The following is a 20,003-nucleotide window of genomic DNA, read 5'->3' on the forward strand; positions in this document are numbered from 1 at the left end:
ATAGAAGGCTAAGAATTTGTTTTTAACAGTGATGATATAAAATCATATAAAACAAATAAAGTGATTAAGGCAGTACATGAATGTAGGTAGCTTTTGTAGCTCTTGGCGCTTATCTTATTTTGTAGTGCAAGCCCAGGTCTTTGGGCTAAAACAGCAAATAAGCTAAGCATCAACCCAGAAACGAGTTCAAAGTTACCGAATGCGTCATCGATTATTAACATAATTGCTTGGCTGACTTTATTAACAATAAAGCAAATATTGAATATTTGCGACATAACTAAAGGACTGAGGTCGGTGTTTACAAGGTACATGGTTAAAAATGGAACAGAGATATTGACTGAACCGCCCATAATACCTGCAATAAAACCGAATAAAAATTGAATTCTTCTTTTGTTAGAGTCAAATTGAAAAAATCTTATTTTGCTGGTTAATAAAGCAGCTGTCAGCATAAACAGTAATATGCCTTTTAAGACAAGTTCGCTTCCAATCACTAAGATCTTACTTCCAATCAGAGTTCCTAAGGTTACAGATAGTGATAATAAAAAAAACTTCTTTGCCGTTCTTAACCAATGTTTTCCGCGAAAAATAATAAGTAAGTTAAGAGTGATATTGGGAATGATCGTGATGAGTACTGCCGTTTTAACATCTGTTAATGTGGCAATCAATGGTGTTGTTATTAATGGAAATCCAACACCAATTAAACCATGAATAAAGGCGGATACGGAAACGATAACAATAATAGCCGTCAAAGTAGTCACGCTAAAATCGTTAATATGTAGTAAAAAATCACTCAACATTTTCAGGATAGGTTTTAAAAGCCATGATAATGAACATTATTATATTAAAGTCCTTATTATTCAATTTTTTATTTTAATCTGCTCCTAAAGTGGCGCTTCGCACTTAAAAGAACTAAGGTCGTCTCGCTGAGAACGATATTTCAGAGCGATTTGGTCATAAGTATATGACTTTGAGTATTTTTATTTAATACTACTTTCTTTGATCTAGCGCTAAAACCAGTAGGCATGTTACGTACATAATTTGGTTCAAATATGGTGAGTGAAGTCGATTCATAAAGGGTTCACCACTTTTTGGACAACCATCTCAGGAAGAGACGTCGTACTATGCATTCCTACTTCAAATACATTATTCCTATCTTTATCCCATTACTGATTTTGATGATGCCTTTATCAGCCTTTCCATTTGAAGGGATTACCGTCATGCAACAGAGAGTGATTGCGATCTTCTTATTGGCGGCTTTGTGTTGGGTTTTGGAGCCGATCCCCATCTATGCCACTTCGGTTGTTATCATTGTACTTGAGTTGTTACTGTTGTCTGATAAAGGGATTGGTTTAGCACGTACCGAGTCTGGTTCTCCACACTTTGGTGAGTTGCTCAAATACAACGAAATCATGGCGACCTTTGCCAGCCCGATAATCATGCTTTTTCTAGGTGGCTTCTTTCTAGCGATGGCAGCGTCAAAATATCGTTTAGATGTCAACCTTGCGCGAGTGTTGCTCAAACCCTTTGGTCAGGATCCGAAATATGTCATGCTTGGTTTGATGTTGATTACGGCGACATTTTCAATGTTTATGTCAAACACAGCAACAACCGCGATGATGCTCTCTATTTTGGCGCCGGTAGTGGCAGTATTTAAACCCCATGATCCCGGCCGAATTGCTTTTGCCTTGTGTATTCCTGTTGCGGCAAATATCGGTGGTATTGGTACACCGATTGGTACGCCACCTAATGCCATTGCTCTAAAATACTTAACTGGGGATAACGTTATATCCTTTGGTGAATGGATGGCTTTTGGAGTGCCATTTGTCATTGTGATGATGGCTTTCGCTTGGTTCCTCATGGTTTGCCTTTACAAGTCTGAAACACAAACCCTTGACCTTGATATCAAAAGTAAATTTCTTAAAACTCCTAAAGCGATCGTTGTCTATATTACTTTTGTTGGCACCATCTTATTGTGGTTGATGGGATCGACGCATGGGATGAATGCATATACGGTGGCATTGATTCCAGTTGCTATATTTTCACTCACAGGAATAATTAACAAGGAAGATTTGAAAAAAATATCTTGGGATGTTTTATGGTTAGTTTCAGGTGGTATTGCGCTTGGTTTAGCTCTTGATCAAACAGGTTTGGCCCGTTTGGTTGTGAGCAGTATTCCCTTTGGTGACTTTTCTCCTTATGTTGTGTTGGTCGGCGCGTCGATGTTATGTCTGCTTATGGCGAACTTTATGTCTCACACCGCTACGGCCAATTTGCTTATGCCAATTATGGCAGCTCTTGGCTCGTCAATGACTTCTTTAGCACCTTTGGGAGGAGAAGTCACTTTGATTTTAATTGTAACCTTTGCCGCATCACTCGGCATGTCGCTACCGATCAGTACGCCACCCAATGCGCTCGCTCATGCAACAGGGCAAGTTCAAAGTCATCAAATGGCTAAAGTGGGGATTGTGATAGGCCTAGTTGGAGTCGTGTTGAGCTTTGTCATGGTATGGCTTTTACATGTTATAGAACGGATTGTATAACTTATGCAGGAAGACCAATTAGATAGACTTGTTCAACGTTACTTTGATGAGACGGAAAGACGTATCTCGATAACCAAAGGGACGATTCTACTTAATCAAGAGCAGAGTAATGATAGGTTATATTATGTCATTTCAGGAGAGCTCAATGGCTATTTACTTGATGAGAACAAAAAGCAAATCCAAGTGTTTTCTGCTTCTGCTGGCTCTTTCATTGGTGTTCATAGTTTCTTCTCTGGCTCATGGGTCGCATCATCTACGGTGATTGCCCAAACGGATGCAAAGTTGGCTTGGATTGATCGCCTTACACCGGCTTTTGAGCCTGGCATCTTTGGCCCTTTGAATGCTCAATTTATGCCTGTTATTGTCAGCGAGCTTTCATACCGCCAACGTCGTGTCGCGCAAGAGGCGAAAGCGAAAGAAAAAGTATTACAAAAGCTGCATCTAGCAGAGCAAATGACAACATTAGGCCAACTGGCTGCAGGCCTTGCTCATGAACTTAATAATACGATTGGTGTTGTGAGCAGCAAATCGGAACGATTGGAGTCAATCATTTTTGAGCTGCTTGAAAAAGTAAATCCAAGTGCAAGTCAGTTTTTTGATTTTGGACTTTTAACAGGCCAGACTCTTACATCAAAACAGGTTCGCTCTCGTGGTCGTGATTTTGAGCTGCGTTATGATTTGCCAAAAGGCATTGCGAGGGAACTGGCACGAGCGGTACCTGACAACGAGCCTGATGAAAATTGGCTGATAAATCCTCAAGAAGCTATCCATTATTGGCAGATTGGACGTGATTTACATGATTTGCGTATGGCTGCACACCATACCGTTGGCATTGTTCAGTCCGTTAAGCAGCTCGGCAGAGCAGACACAGAAACGGAAGCCTATTTCGATTTAAATGAGTCAATAAACCAAGCGTTAATTTTACTTCAAGGGGAACTTCGTCTCATCAATGTGCTTTGTGACTTTGATGAATTGCCCGCATTTTGGGGATCTCAAACAGAACTTGTACAAGTATGGATCAATCTGGTGAAGAACGCGTGTGATGTCTTAAAGCATCATGAAAAGCCTTGTATTGAGATAAAAACGAGAAAAGGAAAAAGTATTCTCTTGATTACGATTACAAATAATGGAGAAGAGATTAATCCGTTGATTAAACGTAAAATCTTTCAACCTAACTTTACAACCAAGAAAGGAGGGCTGTCATTTGGTTTAGGTTTAGGACTATCGATTGTAAAACGCATTGTATTAGGCTACCAAGGTTCAATTACAGTGAAGAGTGATCCGGATAAAACAGCATTTAGGATAAAATTGCCAATTGAGGGTGAACATGGATAAGTTAAATTTAATATGTGTTGATGATCAAAGAGAAGTATTGAGAGCAGTCCTTCAAGATCTACAATCCTTTGATTCATGGGTAAATATTGAAGACTGTGAGTCTGCTGATGAGGCCATTGAATTGATGGATGAACTCGATAGTGATGGGCAAATGATCGCGTTGGTTATTTCCGACCATATCATGCCTGGTAAGACAGGGGTAGAACTGCTCACTTTTATAGCCAACGACAGCCGATATAATCATACTCGCAAGGTACTATTGACAGGGCAAGCGACACAAAGCGATACAATTAATGCCATCAACTCGGCAGGCATTGATCACTACTTTGAGAAACCTTGGCATTCAGAATCATTGATTGATTGCGTCAGGAACTTAATCTCTCACTATGTATTTGATGTAGGCCTTGATTACACTTCTTTTCAAGGGCAACTCGATAAAGATGTTATCTTTTCGAGATTAAAATAACGGTGTTCTGCTGTCGCTCAGTTTGATTCAAAGCCAATGAGCGACGGCGTTAAATATCCAAGGTCAGCGTCGCCGAGTACGACAACTTAAGTTGACTTGGGTAAATAATATTTAAGATTTAAGGTTTACCTTTGACCATTCCTTTGCGTCTTTCTCACTCAGTGGACTTGAAAAGTAATAACCTTGAAGAAAGTCGGCTTTCATTTTTCTAAAAAACTCATACATTTCTTGGTCTTCTACACCTTCAATAACCACTTCGATATCTTGCTCTTGACATAAATTGATCAAAAAATGCAGATACTTATAGGAAAGTGGATTGTTAAGTGCTTTCCGCGCCATGGATTTATCTATCTTAATTTGTGTCATAGGTAGATCAAAGAAGCAATGAAGTGAACTGTAGCCAGCACCGAAATCATCGAGAGATAGAGCGAAGCCTAGTTGGTTTAGGGTATTTAAAGCATGAATGGCGGCTTGATTATTATCTAAGATAAATGTCTCTGTTAGCTCAAGAACAATATCTTGTGGCTCTACCTTATTGGTATAGGCGATATGTTTGATATTGGTTGGAAACTCACTTTTGAGTAGTTGTAAAGCGGAAACATTAACGTTGATACGGACTGGAGTTTGATGGCGCTGACGATATTCATTGATAAAAAGGCATGCTTTGGTAAAAACTTGATACCCTAGCTCCATGATGAGTCCTTTTTTTTCCGCGACAGGAATAAACTCATCGGGGAAAATTTCACCAAATTCTTCACTATTCCATCTAACAAGTGACTCGAAGCTACTAATCTCTCCCGATTGAGAGCATATAATAGGCTGAAACTTAACACTAAGACTCTGTTTTTCTAAAGCGTTTTGTAAGCCTTGCTTAATGAAAAAGTAACGGTCAACGGCTTTTTGGGTACTCAGGCTATAAACCGCAATACTGTCAGGCTTCTTTTCCTGAGCATAGCGACAAGTACGTGCACTTTTTTGCAGGTTTTCCTCTGCGGAGTGGTCTAAATTAATAGAGGGGTATAAACCAATACTTATGTTACTTCCTAGATGAAAGCCTGCTTCTTTTACCGCTGTTGAATAATCTTCTTTGATTCGACTTGCATACGTTGTCAATGCCTCAATGGATAGACTTCCTTCGAGCAGTAAGGCAAAACTATCGTCTTGAACACGATATACTTGCGTATTAGGTAAAGGCTGATCGCTGAGAGTCACCAACAACTTCTCGACAAGTTCATTGACTAATTCACTTCCATATTGATTTAGGTATGATTTGACGTTAACGATTTGAATATAAAAAATGGAAATACTGGCATTATTTGTTTTACAAAGCTGTGTGATATCAAGCAACATGCGTGCACGGTTGGGTACTCCTGATGCATTGTCATGGAAAGCAACTCTTTGGAAATAGCTTTCCATCAGTTTACGTTCGGAAATATCCCGGTGAATCCCAACCATATGGTGTCCAAGATGAGTTTTTTGCGTGATCGCAATCCCTTCAAGCCACATATATTGGCCATTCGTTTTTCGTACACGATAAAGAGCAGCTTCGCGCACTTGATCTGTCGATATGTGTTGCTCAACCTTAGTCGATAAATTTAACCTATCCAGCGGGTGAACCAAACTTAACCAACGATCAATATCGATATGGCCAGATTGAAGTCCAAATTGCTTATAAAATTCTTGATTATGTAAAATGACTTTTCCAGTTTCGTCCATATAAAAAAAGCCTTCACTAAATATATCAATTAAATTGATACACCGTTGTTCAACTATTTTGAGGAAATCTGAATAAGTGATGGGATTATCAGAGCTCATTGTTTGTATCAAAAGATTACTTTCCATGATTTAAGTTTCCAAAAAAGTCGCAGCACATCGAGCAAAGGTAAATGTAGTGACATATATTCTATTTAACTCTTTGATTAAATAGAATAATTAATGTCTGGGTAGTTATTTATAACCAATGTCCGTATGAGTTAAGCCAATACATAACTGAAGGCTTGAGTCAGTTTGGAGTGTTCGTTGGAGACTTTGATCCAAAAGTTTCACATATCTTCTTAAGCTATTTTCCAATTAAGGCCGATTGCATGACTTTAAACTACTGCTATTAACATATAACCAGTTTTTATAAAAAGACGTCAATACTAAATTGATATGTTGTGTACAGTTATTGATTGAGCCCCCAGTTTTGGAATTTTTAACCATAATACTATAATTATCAGTAGCTTGTTTTAGCCCACCTTTGAATGCAAGGAGCAGTGAGTTGATGTTTCCAAACTGGAAATTGATGTTTTTGTTTTTTTCAATAGTGACAGGGCGAGTAGGGGAGTATCATATAACCCTGATTTGTTCTTTCTGGTATTGGTTATTGCTTTTGTAAATGTTTTTGCATCGATAGCGCTCTGTCAGCTGGAACTTCTGTTTAACAAACTCTGGGTTATTTGTTGGTACATTTAACTTTTACTTTTTCAGGGTTTGAATTATCAGTGTAGTAAGGCTCATCTTGACTTCCTTTTTTTGCTAAAGGTCAAAGTGAAGTAGTAATAAAATCACTGGTATTCAACAAAAACAACAACGTTGTTTGGCTTAAAAGGAGTGCACCCACTGCGAATGTTGTATGGAAGTCAGTCATGATAAATTCATTAAAAATAGCGGCGGCTTCATTAATACTATGCTCGTTTGGTATCAAGTCATTCACAATCGTGGCGGCTTTTACCCAGTGGGGAATCTACCTTATCTCTTCTCTTCGCTCATTTATCCCCAAGTGACCTCAAGACGCCTGATTGAGAGCGAGGTCACTTTGTCATACAACAGCCAGTGATCACTTTACAAGAATCAAGAACCTGTTTTTGAAGCCAGCTCAGGGCTGGATCGTTAAGACTTGTTTTATTCCAAACTAAACTATAGGCTGCTTTGCCATAATTAAAAGGGAGAGGCTTCAGTTCTAAACCTCTTGCTTGAATGGCTTGGTTGGCCCACATTTTAGAGCACGTAAACAAGAAATTAGAGTGATGACACATCACCGCAGCTGATCCAAAGTCAGCAACTTGGATTGCAATGTTTCTATTGGTGTGGAATTGAGTTAAGTTATGTTCAAAAAATGGCTTTGAAAGATCTTTGTCAGTCACGCCAATGTGTCTAGCGCAAAGGTAGTTTTCAATCGTTAACTCTTTTTGAGCCAATGGGTTTTGGCTTCCCATCAGACAAACCATTTCATCTTCTAAAATCTTTTGCCATACCAAGTCTTTATGCTTAAAAATAGGTTGGCTGATATCATGTGGTAAGAGCATGAAATCAACTTGTCCTCTTAAGAGCGCGTCAAAGCTCATCTCTTGTTTCGAGTATATATTTAAGCTGGCATTATTGCCCATTTGCTGGGAAAGATTGCTGATCATTGGTGCAAAAAGCTCAAAGGTACTTTCTCGCATAGCCAGTGAGAAACTGCCTTGAAAATAAGCTGGATTAAATGCTCCTTGGTAGAGTAAACCGTTCATACTCGATAAAATACCATGAACAGAAGGGCCAATATTAAGAGCAAAAGGGGTAGGAACTAACCTTGAACCGTCTCTGTAAAATAACTCGTCTTTTAGGATGATGCGCAGTTGTCCTAAAGTTTTACTCACACTTGAAGGTGTAACACAAAGTTGTTCAGCAGCTAATGTAACACTATGAGTGGTGAGAAGCATATGTAAGGTAGTGAGGTGCTTTAAACTGATTCGAGAAAGAGTGATGTAATCCATTAGCAAACTATTTTACGATTTTTCTTCATTATATCAGTAACAAACTAGCAAATACTATTCTGTGACACGAAAAATACGATATTAAGTTTTTACAAAGGTTGACTATATTTTTCTACCTAATCTATCTATACCCAAGCATCGCTACTTCGCTTTTGTGCTACTTATTTTTAATGGAAAAAGTCAATTAAATTTTTATCGTCTCGACAAAAAATTGCAGTTGTTGTGTTCATTCAAATTCTTTATAAGACCACTTTCATCCAATAGAAAGAGTTAAGAAAATGGAAAAGATGATCGATGCTTTATCAACGCATGGCTACTATATTTGGGATGACTTTTTTTCACAGCAGGAGGTCTCAGCACTACGTGAATGTATACCAGAAGAATGGCATCGAGCTCGGATTGGCAGAAACGATGGTGCGATAAGGCTTGAATCTGTTCGTAGTGATAAAATTCAATGGCTAAAACCAACCATGGGGAAACCTGTCTCTGATTTTTTAGACAAAATGGAACAGGTTAGGCTGGAAGCTAATCGAAATTTCTTCCTTGGCTTATTTGAGTATGAGGCGCACTTTGCTAAGTATGAAAAAGGTGACTTTTATCAGAAACATCTTGATAGCTTCAAAGGGAATGAAAATCGACGATTAACCACCGTTTTTTATCTCAACGATGAGTGGAAAGAGGACGATGCAGGGGAGCTGGTTGTGTACGATCTTGCTGATAATAGACTGGTTACGATACCCCCGAAAGGAGGGCGTTTACTGGTGTTTTTCTCAGAACGTTTCCCACATGAAGTTCTTCCAACTAATGCTGAGAGGTTTAGTATTGCAGGATGGTTTCGCATTAATGGTGTTAAAGATAATCAGTTAGATATCGCACATTAACATTGTTCATGCTGTTTTAACCCAAAGTGACCTCGAGATAGACTGAATCAAACGTCTTTGATGTCACTTGGAGATAAACAAAACTTTAATATTAATGATTGTTAATAAATCGCTTTTGTTGTTTAAGTCTGTCATTTTTATTTATTATACCTAAGGCCTTTTCAATAAGTGATAAGCGTTACTGTTATTAATGTAAATATGTATGAGCGGTTTAGCCAATATGCATACGTATGTTGTTTTTTTAACCTAGATCAAAAAACAAACAACGAGTTGGTGAAAAGATTGGCAAGAAATTGTTTTTACTTTGTACACTGATTATGTATTTTGTTTGTAGGTTAATTTAAGAGTAAAGGTAAAATTTATATTCCCAGTTATGTTGACTGAAAGGTAACATTGAACAATACTGTACATATGTACAGTTCATCGTTTGGAGGTGAATTATGTTTTGGGAAACCCTTGAAAGAGTAAACCGCTTACGCCAACAAGCACTTGCAAGTTCTGAGTTCGTTGAATCTGCTAAGGATCATGAACTTGCTCTGCGTGAACAAGATTTCAATAGCAACTCTAAATGTCCTTTTACTAAGCAAGGTCAGGGAAAAAAGTCACTTGCAGACATCTATAAAGAAGTCGACTTTGGTGATAAAGCCCCATACTAATTTAGTGGTAACAATATGTGGCTTTGCCTCATGAATTTTAGCCAAGCTGCGTTTGTAAGTTTTTGAGAGTTATCTCGATGGTATTCAAAACGCAGCTTTGCGGACATAGTGCGGATTTTTATATTTCTTCTCTGGACCAAATTGCGAAATCACCAGTCTGTTCCAAAGCGCCTTGTCAAACTCTGCTTTGGGTATTGAGGGATAAAGGGTCTCTTCTTCTTCTTTTGCGAAATGGATATACTCCTTCTTCTTGATCTGGTTATATCTTTTCGCAATTTGGTTATGCTTTTTTACCCATTCAAGCTTGTATTCACGAAGTACACCTTCTGCTATCCCTTCATCTATTCTTGATAGGAAAAGGCGTTTGTAAGAGACTTTTCTGTCGATCATTGTTCTCATCACCGTTTGAATATACTTACCATGATGAGTAATAGTGATATCTTTTTCATCAACAGGGCATATACACCAGCCTTTAGGTAAAAACGCTGGGTTTTTGAACTGGCGGTTACGCTCTATCAACGCTTGATGAAGAACCAGATCGGAAGTGCCACGAAATGTTCTTTGCCATCTAGCGATTCGAATTTGTAGCGACCCCGGTAAGCGGTATATATTAGTAAATTTATCTTGATCCATGTGAATAGTTCAGAAATTAGCGGCCTATTTTAAGTTGACCTAATAGTGGGTATTAACAGTGTGATTCTACAATGAACGAGTATTTAATAGCGAGAGCTTATGTCAATAATAGGTAAGAAATAAAAAAATAAGCTAACTTTAGCAATGGAAGAGGGCAGGTTACACAGGAATTGTAAAATACCTCACACTTTTAGGTTTTTATCGGTGTCTATTTAGCTGAATATGATTTCACTTTAATTATACCCAAGCAACTTAGGGTTACCTGGGCATAGGAATTAAGACCCTGATATTGAACTTTCTGATGTGTTCACTAAAGATAAGCCGTTTGGTAAAGTATCACCAAAAACACGCTTTGAATCTTGCTTAGAGAGTACTTGTACCTCCTGAACCATTGATATCCAAGAATCTGGAACTTTACTTTGCTTTAATTTTTGCAACACAACTTCGCGTAAATCATCGGCAATATCGCAATGACGATCACCAGTTTTACGGCAAATCATAACGGCAGCAAAACCAATCATCGGTTCTTTTTGCCAGTTTTGCTCTAAGATCTTTGGCAGCCACTGCTCAACTTGTTCTCTCGGAATAATATTATGCTGACTTCCATACAAAGGGGTACGAGAGGCCAAGCGACCTATTGCCCACCAGTGAGCTTGCAAAAATTGGCTGGTATTCATCGCTTTACTTAAGAACCATGTGACTAGTAGAGCTTTATCTTCTAATTCCAAGTGTTCCAGTGAAGCAGATAAACGTACCATGGATTCATAGCCCATATCTTGAGCAAGTTTTGCTGATTGTGGGTTTTTCATCGCTCCGGGGTGTAAGTATTTTGCAATATCAGCCAATATTGTTTCTTGCTGTTCTTGGCTTAAACCGCCAGCAATACGACGCCAAAATACCCACCAGTCAGTCCAGCCTTGATGATTTTTGAATTGGATATTTTGTTGATAAAGAGGCCAAATTTGTTCTATACGCCATGAGTCAGTCGGGTCACCAAAGCCAGGTCTTAAAGTAAAACCAGTAAGCCTTAGCCAGTTCTTTTCATGTGGCTCAGAGCGACGGCGACGTTTTCTCCCTTGTGCAAAGGCATCAAAAAGCTGACGAAGGGTGACAAAATCCCACTCATCTTTTTTGCCTAACTTTTTCTCAAGGGACTTTGTTAATGTTTTTATTTCTGATGTTTCAGCACTTTTTTTATTGCCACTATAAAGGCGTGAAATAAGTGCTTTACATTCATTGAGACGAGGGGGAAGTTGAAAAATATCATGCTCATCCAACTCCTGATTGCGCACTTCGAATTCAAGTTTCCAACGTTTATTGTCATCTATAGTGCTGACACATTCCATATTTAATGTGCCTACTTCTGTGAGTTTACAAGCGAGTTGAACCTCCACTCGCTCTTTTTGATTAGCCTCAAGTTGAAGACCTTCACCTTCAAGAGTCGTTATGTAGGGGGGAAGAGGGGTGAACAAGTCCGGCTCTACATTAATCATTTCACCATTTTTAATTGGAGTACTTTGATTTAGAGTGTCATGAATAGAAGTCAGTAAATTAAATCGTACTGGCTCACCGAGTGTTAATGAGAAACGACGACCACTTAGGCGTATTTCGTGACCTTCCTCTGTTCCTTTGGCGAGTAAACAAAGCGCTTGCGGTGATTGGTTTTTTTGCTGTAGATGTAAGAAATAGGAACGTGCCGAACCACCACCAATTTTTAAATGCGAACCATGTCGTGCTTTAGCAAATGCCACAGCACCAAAAGCAACAGATAAATTAGGGTGAGGGTTATCCAAAATCGTGATCGGTTCACCACGCCAACTCGAGAGGAGTTCTGTCATTCGTTCAGTGATAAGCTCACTATTAAAAACACCACCATTTAATAATAAAGCCACGGGGATAGCATCTTGCTCATTGTTCTCAATGCCTAAAGCTGCGCGTGAGACTTGTTGGTGTTGGTTTAAAAATTCTGCAATATGTTTACTGACAGCAGGTTCAGAGGCGAAAGGCAGACCGAACTCAACAACTGCGCTGCGTCGTCTGTTGGGTAATTCGTTAAAATTGGACAGAGGAAAAAAACCATCTAAAGCGATTTGATGCACTTCATCCTTGAACAGCGTAATACTTTTAGTACTACTTAGTAGCTTTGAACCACTACCTAACATGGTAATTCTAACTTCATCTGGTGAGTGAATGACAAGTAATTTTTCTTTTGCGCTTCGAGTCTGCTGAATCAGTTTAGTTAAGTTAGCTGCTGTTAGCTTTTTGTTATGCTCAAAGCGACTTTCAGCTAGATGAGCTAACGCCAAATCTAGATTATCGCCTCCCAACATTAAGTGTTCGCCTACGCCAATCCGGTTAAGGGCGAGATTATTACCATTGGACTCGTCTTGATCAGTAAAGCGTGCTTCGATTAGGCTTAAGTCAGTTGTACCACCACCTACATCACAAACAAGAATGAGAGGGCTATTGATTAAATCTTGGCTTGCACTGTTTTGGTGGCGTGTATACCAGTCGTAGCAAACCGCTTGCGGCTCTTCCAATAAAACAATATTTCTTAAACCAGCCAGTTCTGCAGCATCAAGGGTATATTGTCGTGCTGTTTCATCAAATGAGGCGGGTACGGTGATAACCACCTCTTGATCTTCTAATTTATTGCTCGGGTTACGATAGTTCCACGCTTGGCGGATATGATTTAAGTAACTGCTGCTAGCAACAATCGGTGATACTTTTTCGACATCCTGTGTGCTTGCCCATGGCAGGATAGCAGAATGGCGATCAACAGCATTATGCGATAACCAACTCTTGGCGCTGTATACTTGACGCCCCTCAACTTTAGCTCCTAGTTCTCTTGCCCATTCACCGATAATGATGTGGTGGATGTCTCCTTTGACGGGCTGATTTTCCCATGGGAGAGTCAGGTCCGAAGGTGAGACCTGCTCTTTTGCTGGATGGTAGCGAAATGAGGGCAATAAGGGTTTGCGCACGACTTCACCAGGACCAATTAGTTGATCGATTTCAAATATAGAAACGTTGGACTGTGAGAGGTTATTAGTAAGCTCACAATAAGCCACAACGGTATTGGTAGTCCCAAGGTCAATACCAACAAGAAAACGAGGAGGTGCCATAAAAACCTTTTTGTATTAACAAGCCTTTTAGTATTAAAAACGGCACCGGGAAGGTGCCGTTGAAGCTTTAATTATGAATTATCTGAATGACCGCTTGCATCATCACGAACATCAAACTCTACATGCCATGTTTGGCCATTGTCTGAGGCAATTGCTTCTAAATAAAGTGTGCCAAGTTCCGTAACTCTTGAAGCCAGTGTGACAGGAACGACTTCTCCCTCACGTCGCCCTTCAGAGGCAGAAAGAGTCACTTGAATTTCTGGAAGTTCTTCCAGTTCCTCGGGAGACCAATAATCGAGATGAGTTCCTGCAATATCTTCACGACGGACGGTAGAACCAAAGAACTGAAAGTTTACTGGTTGGCCAATGATCAGACCAAATTCTTGACTTGGGACATCAACACTTGAACCCTCTTCCATACCAAAAGGAGCCACACAAAGTGCTTCCATTGGGGGATCCATGCCAGGGATTGCAGGCATGGCACTCTCGATGCCGACATAATAAGCAGAAGCGATACCACCACGAATTCGGACGCCTTGGCCTCTTCGCACTGCTCCATAGTAAGCAGCACCATTGGCCACAGCAAGGTCAAGATCAACACCGGTAAGAGGTTTTGCCATCTCTGCGTCAGCTTCAAGCAACCATTCATTGATGGTGTCTTCTAAACGGGAAGCAAGAAGTGTCGATTTTAATACGCCGCCATTGAACAGTATAGCGGTTGGCTTAATGAAGTCAGCAGATACGGTGGGCTCTGAACCAGGCATTCCTGGCATATTAGCGAAGGGATTAAAATCTTGACCAGCATTGGTCTCTTTGCTCTTGTCAGAGTTCAGAGCATTCGCTTGCTTAGAGAGAAAGCCTGCGATGTGACGTGTAATTCCGGCGTCTTGTGCATAAGGCAGACCCATTTGCGTTAATGCTCCGCGATTACGATGAATCGGGTGTTCAGTTATCGACACGGAAGGAAAAAAGCCGTCGACGAGAGTTTGTTGTACTTCTTCTTGAGTCAGCTCAGTTTTAAGAGTTGCCCCCAGTAATTTAGAACCACGGCTAGGGACAACAATAGGTACAGACTGAAGGTCAGCGTCATTTAGAAGGTCTTCTTTTGCATCTCGGCATGCGTGCATCATGGCTTGAACTTGCCATGGCTGAAGCTCTTTACCTTCTTGCGCGAGTTTCATTTTTAGGCGATAGGCGAGCGCTAAGTCCATATTGTCTCCACCGAGGAGAATATGTTCGCCAACAGCAATTCGATTGAGACTTAGATTACCATTATCTTCGGTCACTTCGACTAAAGATAAATCGGTGGTCCCCCCGCCGATATCGATGACCAGCACAATGTCACCCACTTCAACTTCTTCGCGCCATTTGTCATTACTATTATCAATCCAATTATAAAGGGCGGCTTGAGGTTCCTCTAAAAGCGTGAGATGAACAAATCCAATATTGCGAGCCGCTTCAGCCGTTAGGTCTCTTGCAGCAGGATCAAAGGAAGCAGGAACAGTAATCGTGATATCTTGCTCACTGAGGCAATGCTCAGGGTGCTCATAATTCCAGGCTTCTTTCAAATGCTCTAGATACAATTCTGTGGCACGAAGTGGTGATACTTTCTCAACTTCTTCAGGGCTACCAGCAGGCAAAAATGCCTCACGACGATTGACGCCTGCGTGACAGAGCCAAGACTTGGCACTTGATATTAAACGAATTGGGGTCTTTGCACCTAGATTACGCGCGATGGCACCCACTAGAGCGGTGGGCTCACTTGACCATGGTAAAACTCGAGATTGTGGGCTCATTTCATGCTCATGAGGTTGATATAAAAACGAGCCTAATTGACTGCGATTTTCTACTGTTCCTGGAGCAGTAAGTTGAGGAATAGGCATCACTTGTACGCGTGCGTTTTCGTCTTGGGTATCAACAAAAGACAGAACACAGTGGGTGGTGCCTAAGTCGATACCTACGCTATATTTAGGTGCCATATTTTCTAGTCCTTCATCATTGACGACTTGTGTATTACTCATCACAATTCAACCTCGGCTGGTGCGATGATACTTGCGTCGTAATTCTCTGCTAATTTAGGTAAGTTCATCGACGTTGCTTTCCAGCCTTTGTGGATCAATGTACCAGTAAAAGGTGCGTGCCCCGTAACGTTGCCAGTTAAGCGAACTTCTTGAGCGTTGAAGCCTTCTTCGATGGTAATGCGTGTTTCTTCTTCTTCGTTACGAATATGAGCAAGAGTGACATAATCACCTAAGACTTTTTGACCACCAGAATGAATAACTCGGGCCGCGGCTCCGACCTCTTCATCAGAAAATGCAGTGAGGTCTTCTTTTAAGAAATCAATCAGACGCGCTTCTTGTTGCATTAAGGTCAGCAACTGCATTGCTGAATCAGTAGAAGCGGTTGCCAACTTAGATTCGACTTCAACGACTTTTTCGACCACTTTCTCGACTTCGATAACCTTTTCAACTTCGACGATTTTCTCAACCGGCTTTTCAACCTCGATGATTTTCTCTACAGGCTTTTCTATTGTTTTTTCGATGACTTTAGGTTTTCGAGCGACTAACCAAAGAAGAAGTAATAGGGCAGAAGCTGCGAGGCCTGCATGGAGCATATCGAAAGTAGGTGGAATGAGGTTCAAATCAATGTTCATGACATTTTACTCTTTTATTGATTCATTGATGTTAAGTATCGGAACTAACGAAGACGATTCACTTTCTAGGTTTACCCATTTATGTTTGTTGGGCTCATGAGTTTAGCGCTGCTCAAACACAACACTAAATTAGAAATACGTTTTATCATCGACTTTAGCGTTTTAATTAAGTTAGATACTAAAATGATGATGAATGTTAGCATATTCAATCTTTAAGGCTGTAATAATTCGTCGATATGGTTCATGATTAGCATGAAAAAACACCACTGAACGATAAAATCAGACAATTTGCCTGGCTTTTACCTGCCAGCAAAGGCTGTTTATAAAGTAGCTATACCCAAGTGACCTCAAAATGCTTGATTCAGTGACACGCAATCAAAGAGCGAGTGACCTTAAATCTCAGGCTTTGTTAAACGATTCTCAATGTAGAACCGCTATATCTACAAATCGTTGCTGTGCCTGGGATCTAAGGTCATCACGCTGAACACGTACTTTAAGGTGGCTTGGGAATAAAGATTTCAAAGCATGATGGCATGAACTGGTATGAGTATTCGAACAATTAAACATTATCTTTTCAGACACTCTATGGCATCGGTTATGGGTTTTCTGGCGGTTTTAGTCACTACTGCTGGTGTGATTCTCGCTGCTGCTGAGATTCAGTCTCGGTATACTAGGACGATTTTAAATACAATGGCAGATCGTCAAGCCGATGCTCTACAAAATGCAATTGAGAATGATTTGGCTTTTATTGGGGCGGGTGCAAACTTTTTTCATTCTGTCGACCAAAGCTATTGGGACCAGTTTCCTTTTTTTGCTAAGCAAGTTATAGAAAACTCAAACAGTTTAATTGCTTTACAGTGGCTACAGCGTGTTGAGCCAGATCAAGTTGAATCTTATATTGAAAGTGTCAAAAGTACACATTCTGACTTTGAAGTGTTTACTGTGCTGTCGACAGGCGAAAGAGTAACAGGAAATATTCTTGAAGCAGGTAAACCCTTGTTTATTTTGTCGGACATATACCCAAGAACAAAGCAAAACCTATCTTTATTAGGCTTTTATTCATCACGTGAGCGGTTTGATTTGGTTCTGAACGATTTACACACTTATGAACGGCCTAATATTTCCGATAAAGTTCGCTTGCTTCAAGATGGTTATGATAAATCAGTAAGTAAGAGTGGACTCTTAGTCTATCATCCAGTATTTAGTTATGATTCTCATGAGTTTTTAGGTGTTGTCGTAGGTGTGCTTCGCAGCTACATTTATTTTAGAGACCTAGTGACAAAAACAGCCAGCGAAATGAAAATGTCCTTGAAGGTTAAGGATTTAGGGTTTGACGCTAATGACGATCCTGTGCTGTTTAAGAGTGAAGATTGGGATGACATTGATGGGGAAAGCATTAGTAGAAAAGTGATGTTATCTAATAGAGAATGGCAGATTGATTTTAAGCTTTCAGCAACACTCTTAACTTGGGAAAGAACAGTCCTTTATTCCATCGCACTTTCTGGTTTTTTAATTGCCTGTTTAATTGCTTATATCATCAGCTTGCAGTCTCGAGAGAAAGAACGACTGTCTGCTATGTTGGAACGTAAAACCTCCCAATTGAAGTGGATGGCAGAGAGAGATCCACTTACACAGCAATACAATCGGCGTAAATTCAATGATGACTTAGCCAATCAGGTTAAGCAAAAACATAAATTTTCGTTAATAGGTTTCGATATTGATCACTTTAAATCAGTCAATGACGGTTATGGTCACCTAGCAGGGGATGAAACGTTAAACCATGTCACTGATCTGATTGTGGAACAACTGTTGGAAGGGGATAAACTGTATCGCTCTGGCGGCGATGAATTTTGTATTATTTCGCAACTTTCTGATAAGACTCAGCTTCGGTCTTATTTAGACAAAATCAGGCAACGTATTGCAAGTACTTCATTTTTGTACAAAGGACAGCCTATATGTTGTTCGCTTAGTATTGGCGCTGTTATTTATCAAGGTGAAGAGTCCGAGAGTTTGTACAATAAAATGGATAAACAGATGTATTGTTGCAAAGAAAATGGGCGTAACTCAGTGTCAATTGGTGATTAATTCATCTCAGAAATTCGAGTTTGATCTTCAGTTAAGGTAATATACGTCTAACTCAATTCGCTTTTTATTAGGTCAATTTATGAATCATAACCGTATCGTCTGCTTCGATTTAGAAATGTGCTGTTGGAGTGAAAATGGCGTAGGCCGTACGGGAGAAATCATTGAAATAGGGCTAGCAGAAGTTGATTTATCCTCTGGTGAGATCGTTAAGCGAGCACAGTATTATGTCAAACCTGAACAAGATGAAGTATCGCTTTTTTGTGCTGAATTGACAGGTATTACGCCGCGTAAAATCGAAAAACAAGGAAGACCATTGGAAGAGGTACTTAAATCCATAGTGAAGAATTTTGGTGGTAGGAATAAGATTTATGCCTCATGGGGACGTGATGATCAAATTTTAATTAAAGAGTGCAACGACAAAGGGATTGCGCTCCCTTTTACGGAGTTCATTAATTTAGCCACTCTTTATCGTATCCAAAACCGACTTAAAGATAAACGCATTGGCCACCGAGTAGCGCAGGAGAGCAAAGGTATTGATTGGGAAGGGCGTCAGCACTCTGGTTACGTGGACGCTTATAATCTCGCAAAACTCGCCCTTGTTATGTTGTAAGTGTCTGCAATGTAGGACCTATGTTTCAATATACCCATATTTTAACGTACCATGTTTTAATGCAGAGGTAAGATAAACGTTTATTGGTCAAGATTGCCATCAGATTGAAGTTTTGCTCGGATAAACTCGCTATGATCCACATAAAGAAGTTCTGCGGTTTTACGAATCACCGCTTCTTCAATAGGATCGAGCTCTCCGTCAGCAAAAGCTACCTCCCACATACTTTTTATCAGCTCGTATCGTGTTTGCTGAGAAAGTGTTCTTAATTGTGACGTGAAGTCATACAATGAGGCTGAATCGTTTGAAATCTTTTGTGCTTCCTCCAGTAGAGTAACGACTTGCTGTTCATTTAAGGAAAGCAGCTTTTTAAGCAAGACACGTTGTGTATGTAGCTCTTTTTCATCAACATTATGATCGGCATCAGCAACTTCACACAGTAAGCAGGCAATGGCTAGGTTTGGAGACAGCGCCGTAGATTGACCCAAATCAGCTCCCTCAATAAGTTGTTTAAACAGAGATGTGAGTTTGTTAAACATAAATTTTCCTATTGGCCTTTTTTATTAAGATGAGCCCTAATCAAAGAAATCTCAAGTTTGACTCGTATTCGCTTGAATGAGTGAATGTTTATGTACATACCTTAACGACAGAGGTATTTGAATATCGCCTTGAGCCAGTTTGTCGATGCCATTATTTCTTTCTATAGCTTGTTTATTTCCATTAACTTATGACTCTAGCGGATTGTTTTCAAGTATTTCTAGGACCTGTGAACTGCTTAATTCATGCCCCATTAAAAACAGAGCTAATAATGCATCGACTTTAGATGTATGTGAGCTGGTTTCTTGAAGAATTTGAGACAAACGCCAACGGATAAGCTCGATTTCATGAGTCACGAAGCCACGACCTTCTTCATCCCCTTGGTTATCTTCAGGTGCATTATCAAAATGTAAAAAAAGCATATTGCCATCGAAGTGGGTATCTTCTAATCGCTCAGGTAGCCATTCTTCTCCCATTACAACATCGGGGTCGTGCTGTTGGAGCAATTGGCTAATGATAATGTTGAGTTCTGATGCTTTCACTGTGACAGGCTTTTGATTGGGTTGAATTCAATTATGCATGCCATTGTACCGATGAATTTAGATAAAGCTAAATGGAATTTACAGAGGAATAATTAACCCATTAATACTATTGATATTTTTTATTCTAATTATTTAACACATTTAAAGTGTTTTTTATTGCCAGATAGAATCACGTTTCGAATGATTATAACGATCTACTGATTGAT

The 20,003-nt window shown here is 39.8% G+C and carries 16 protein-coding genes; 7 read left to right on the forward strand and 9 right to left on the reverse strand.

Annotation, left to right across the window (positions count from 1 at the left end; genetic code table 11):
- Positions 1–8: 8 nt before the first annotated feature.
- Positions 9–758, reverse strand: coding sequence for a sulfite exporter TauE/SafE family protein (locus BS333_RS06475; RefSeq protein ID WP_158297030.1), 750 nt, complete (start codon positions 756–758; stop codon positions 9–11).
- A gap of 363 nt (positions 759–1,121) precedes the next feature.
- On the opposite strand from BS333_RS06475, the gene BS333_RS06480 reads away from it, so the two are divergent.
- Genes BS333_RS06480 through BS333_RS06490 form a run of 3 tightly spaced genes read left to right on the forward strand, consistent with a single transcriptional unit; the run spans position 1,122 to position 4,341 of the window.
- On the forward strand, positions 1,122–2,540 hold the full coding sequence (locus BS333_RS06480) for an SLC13 family permease (RefSeq protein WP_021708483.1): 1,419 nt from the start codon (positions 1,122–1,124) through the stop codon (positions 2,538–2,540).
- Between the two features lie 3 nt (positions 2,541–2,543).
- Positions 2,544–3,875 (forward strand): ATP-binding protein, encoded by a 1,332-nt coding sequence (locus tag BS333_RS06485; protein ID WP_021708482.1) that lies wholly within the window; start codon positions 2,544–2,546, stop codon positions 3,873–3,875.
- Positions 3,868–4,341 carry a response regulator gene (locus tag BS333_RS06490; protein WP_021708481.1) on the forward strand — a complete coding sequence of 158 codons (474 nt, stop codon included), beginning with the start codon at positions 3,868–3,870 and terminating at the stop codon, positions 4,339–4,341. The genes BS333_RS06485 and BS333_RS06490 overlap by 8 nt, the downstream gene beginning before the upstream one ends.
- Positions 4,342–4,452: 111 nt before the next feature.
- On the opposite strand, the gene BS333_RS06495 is transcribed toward BS333_RS06490, so the two are convergent.
- Both BS333_RS06495 and BS333_RS06505 read right to left on the reverse strand, forming a co-directional pair.
- Complete coding sequence (locus tag BS333_RS06495) at positions 4,453–6,156, reverse strand: EAL domain-containing protein (protein WP_033003328.1); 1,704 nt, start codon at positions 6,154–6,156, stop codon at positions 4,453–4,455.
- A gap of 977 nt (positions 6,157–7,133) precedes the next feature.
- The gene (locus BS333_RS06505; RefSeq protein ID WP_021708479.1) at positions 7,134–8,078 is read right to left on the reverse strand and encodes a LysR family transcriptional regulator; all 945 of its coding nucleotides are present in this window, start codon (positions 8,076–8,078) and stop codon (positions 7,134–7,136) included.
- A 278-nt stretch (positions 8,079–8,356) separates the two neighbouring features.
- Between BS333_RS06505 and BS333_RS06510 the strand changes: the two genes are divergently transcribed.
- Both BS333_RS06510 and BS333_RS06515 read left to right on the forward strand, forming a co-directional pair.
- A complete protein-coding gene (locus tag BS333_RS06510) occupies positions 8,357–8,959 on the forward strand; it encodes a 2OG-Fe(II) oxygenase (protein ID WP_021708478.1) in 603 nt (200 codons plus the stop codon).
- Between the two features lie 440 nt (positions 8,960–9,399).
- Positions 9,400–9,615 (forward strand): hypothetical protein, encoded by a 216-nt coding sequence (locus BS333_RS06515; protein WP_021708477.1) that lies wholly within the window; start codon positions 9,400–9,402, stop codon positions 9,613–9,615.
- 84 nt (positions 9,616–9,699) lie between these two features.
- Here BS333_RS06515 and BS333_RS06520 read toward each other — a convergent pair whose 3' ends face one another.
- The 4 genes from BS333_RS06520 to BS333_RS06535 all read right to left on the reverse strand — a co-directional run bounded on the left by BS333_RS06520 (position 9,700) and on the right by BS333_RS06535 (position 16,026).
- Positions 9,700–10,248 (reverse strand): MSHA operon transcriptional regulator, encoded by a 549-nt coding sequence (locus BS333_RS06520; protein WP_021708476.1) that lies wholly within the window; start codon positions 10,246–10,248, stop codon positions 9,700–9,702.
- 275 nt (positions 10,249–10,523) lie between these two features.
- Complete coding sequence (locus BS333_RS06525) at positions 10,524–13,373, reverse strand: Hsp70 family protein (RefSeq protein ID WP_021708475.1); 2,850 nt, start codon at positions 13,371–13,373, stop codon at positions 10,524–10,526.
- Positions 13,374–13,444: 71 nt separating this feature from the next.
- Positions 13,445–15,394, reverse strand: coding sequence for an Hsp70 family protein (locus tag BS333_RS06530; RefSeq protein ID WP_021708474.1), 1,950 nt, complete (start codon positions 15,392–15,394; stop codon positions 13,445–13,447).
- Positions 15,394–16,026 carry a DUF2760 domain-containing protein gene (locus BS333_RS06535; RefSeq protein ID WP_021708473.1) on the reverse strand — a complete coding sequence of 211 codons (633 nt, stop codon included), beginning with the start codon at positions 16,024–16,026 and terminating at the stop codon, positions 15,394–15,396. The genes BS333_RS06530 and BS333_RS06535 overlap by 1 nt, the downstream gene beginning before the upstream one ends.
- A 543-nt stretch (positions 16,027–16,569) precedes the next feature.
- Here BS333_RS06535 and BS333_RS06540 point away from each other — a divergent pair.
- Together BS333_RS06540 and BS333_RS06545 are read left to right on the forward strand one after the other, a co-directional pair.
- Positions 16,570–18,111 (forward strand): sensor domain-containing diguanylate cyclase, encoded by a 1,542-nt coding sequence (locus BS333_RS06540; protein ID WP_021708472.1) that lies wholly within the window; start codon positions 16,570–16,572, stop codon positions 18,109–18,111.
- Between the two features lie 79 nt (positions 18,112–18,190).
- Complete coding sequence (locus BS333_RS06545) at positions 18,191–18,721, forward strand: 3'-5' exonuclease (RefSeq protein ID WP_021708471.1); 531 nt, start codon at positions 18,191–18,193, stop codon at positions 18,719–18,721.
- Between the two features lie 80 nt (positions 18,722–18,801).
- Here BS333_RS06545 and BS333_RS06550 read toward each other — a convergent pair whose 3' ends face one another.
- Both BS333_RS06550 and BS333_RS06555 read right to left on the reverse strand, forming a co-directional pair.
- Positions 18,802–19,257 (reverse strand): tellurite resistance TerB family protein, encoded by a 456-nt coding sequence (locus BS333_RS06550; RefSeq protein ID WP_021708470.1) that lies wholly within the window; start codon positions 19,255–19,257, stop codon positions 18,802–18,804.
- A 186-nt stretch (positions 19,258–19,443) separates the two neighbouring features.
- The gene (locus tag BS333_RS06555) at positions 19,444–19,797 is read right to left on the reverse strand and encodes a VC1380 family protein (protein ID WP_021708469.1); all 354 of its coding nucleotides are present in this window, start codon (positions 19,795–19,797) and stop codon (positions 19,444–19,446) included.
- Positions 19,798–20,003 lie beyond the last annotated feature (206 nt).

It is taken from the genome of Vibrio azureus (genome assembly GCF_002849855.1).
In the GTDB taxonomy this organism is placed as follows: Bacteria; Pseudomonadota; Gammaproteobacteria; order Enterobacterales; family Vibrionaceae; genus Vibrio; species Vibrio azureus.

Excerpts from the sequence above, each read along its gene's own strand:
- BS333_RS06490 (WP_021708481.1), top strand. The coding sequence starts at position 3,868 with ATGGATAAGTTAAATTTAATATGTGTTGATGATCAAAGAGAAGTATTG.
- BS333_RS06505 (WP_021708479.1), bottom strand. The coding sequence starts at position 8,078 with ATGGATTACATCACTCTTTCTCGAATCAGTTTAAAGCACCTCACTACC.
- BS333_RS06515 (WP_021708477.1), top strand. The coding sequence starts at position 9,400 with ATGTTTTGGGAAACCCTTGAAAGAGTAAACCGCTTACGCCAACAAGCA.
- BS333_RS06525 (WP_021708475.1), bottom strand. The coding sequence starts at position 13,373 with ATGGCACCTCCTCGTTTTCTTGTTGGTATTGACCTTGGGACTACCAAT.
- BS333_RS06495 (WP_033003328.1), bottom strand. The coding sequence starts at position 6,156 with ATGAGCTCTGATAATCCCATCACTTATTCAGATTTCCTCAAAATAGTT.
- BS333_RS06535 (WP_021708473.1), bottom strand. The coding sequence starts at position 16,026 with ATGAACATTGATTTGAACCTCATTCCACCTACTTTCGATATGCTCCAT.
- BS333_RS06510 (WP_021708478.1), top strand. The coding sequence starts at position 8,357 with ATGGAAAAGATGATCGATGCTTTATCAACGCATGGCTACTATATTTGG.
- BS333_RS06545 (WP_021708471.1), top strand. The coding sequence starts at position 18,191 with ATGAATCATAACCGTATCGTCTGCTTCGATTTAGAAATGTGCTGTTGG.
- BS333_RS06540 (WP_021708472.1), top strand. The coding sequence starts at position 16,570 with ATGAGTATTCGAACAATTAAACATTATCTTTTCAGACACTCTATGGCA.
- BS333_RS06485 (WP_021708482.1), top strand. The coding sequence starts at position 2,544 with ATGCAGGAAGACCAATTAGATAGACTTGTTCAACGTTACTTTGATGAG.
- BS333_RS06550 (WP_021708470.1), bottom strand. The coding sequence starts at position 19,257 with ATGTTTAACAAACTCACATCTCTGTTTAAACAACTTATTGAGGGAGCT.
- BS333_RS06530 (WP_021708474.1), bottom strand. The coding sequence starts at position 15,394 with ATGAGTAATACACAAGTCGTCAATGATGAAGGACTAGAAAATATGGCA.
- BS333_RS06520 (WP_021708476.1), bottom strand. The coding sequence starts at position 10,248 with ATGGATCAAGATAAATTTACTAATATATACCGCTTACCGGGGTCGCTA.
- BS333_RS06480 (WP_021708483.1), top strand. The coding sequence starts at position 1,122 with ATGCATTCCTACTTCAAATACATTATTCCTATCTTTATCCCATTACTG.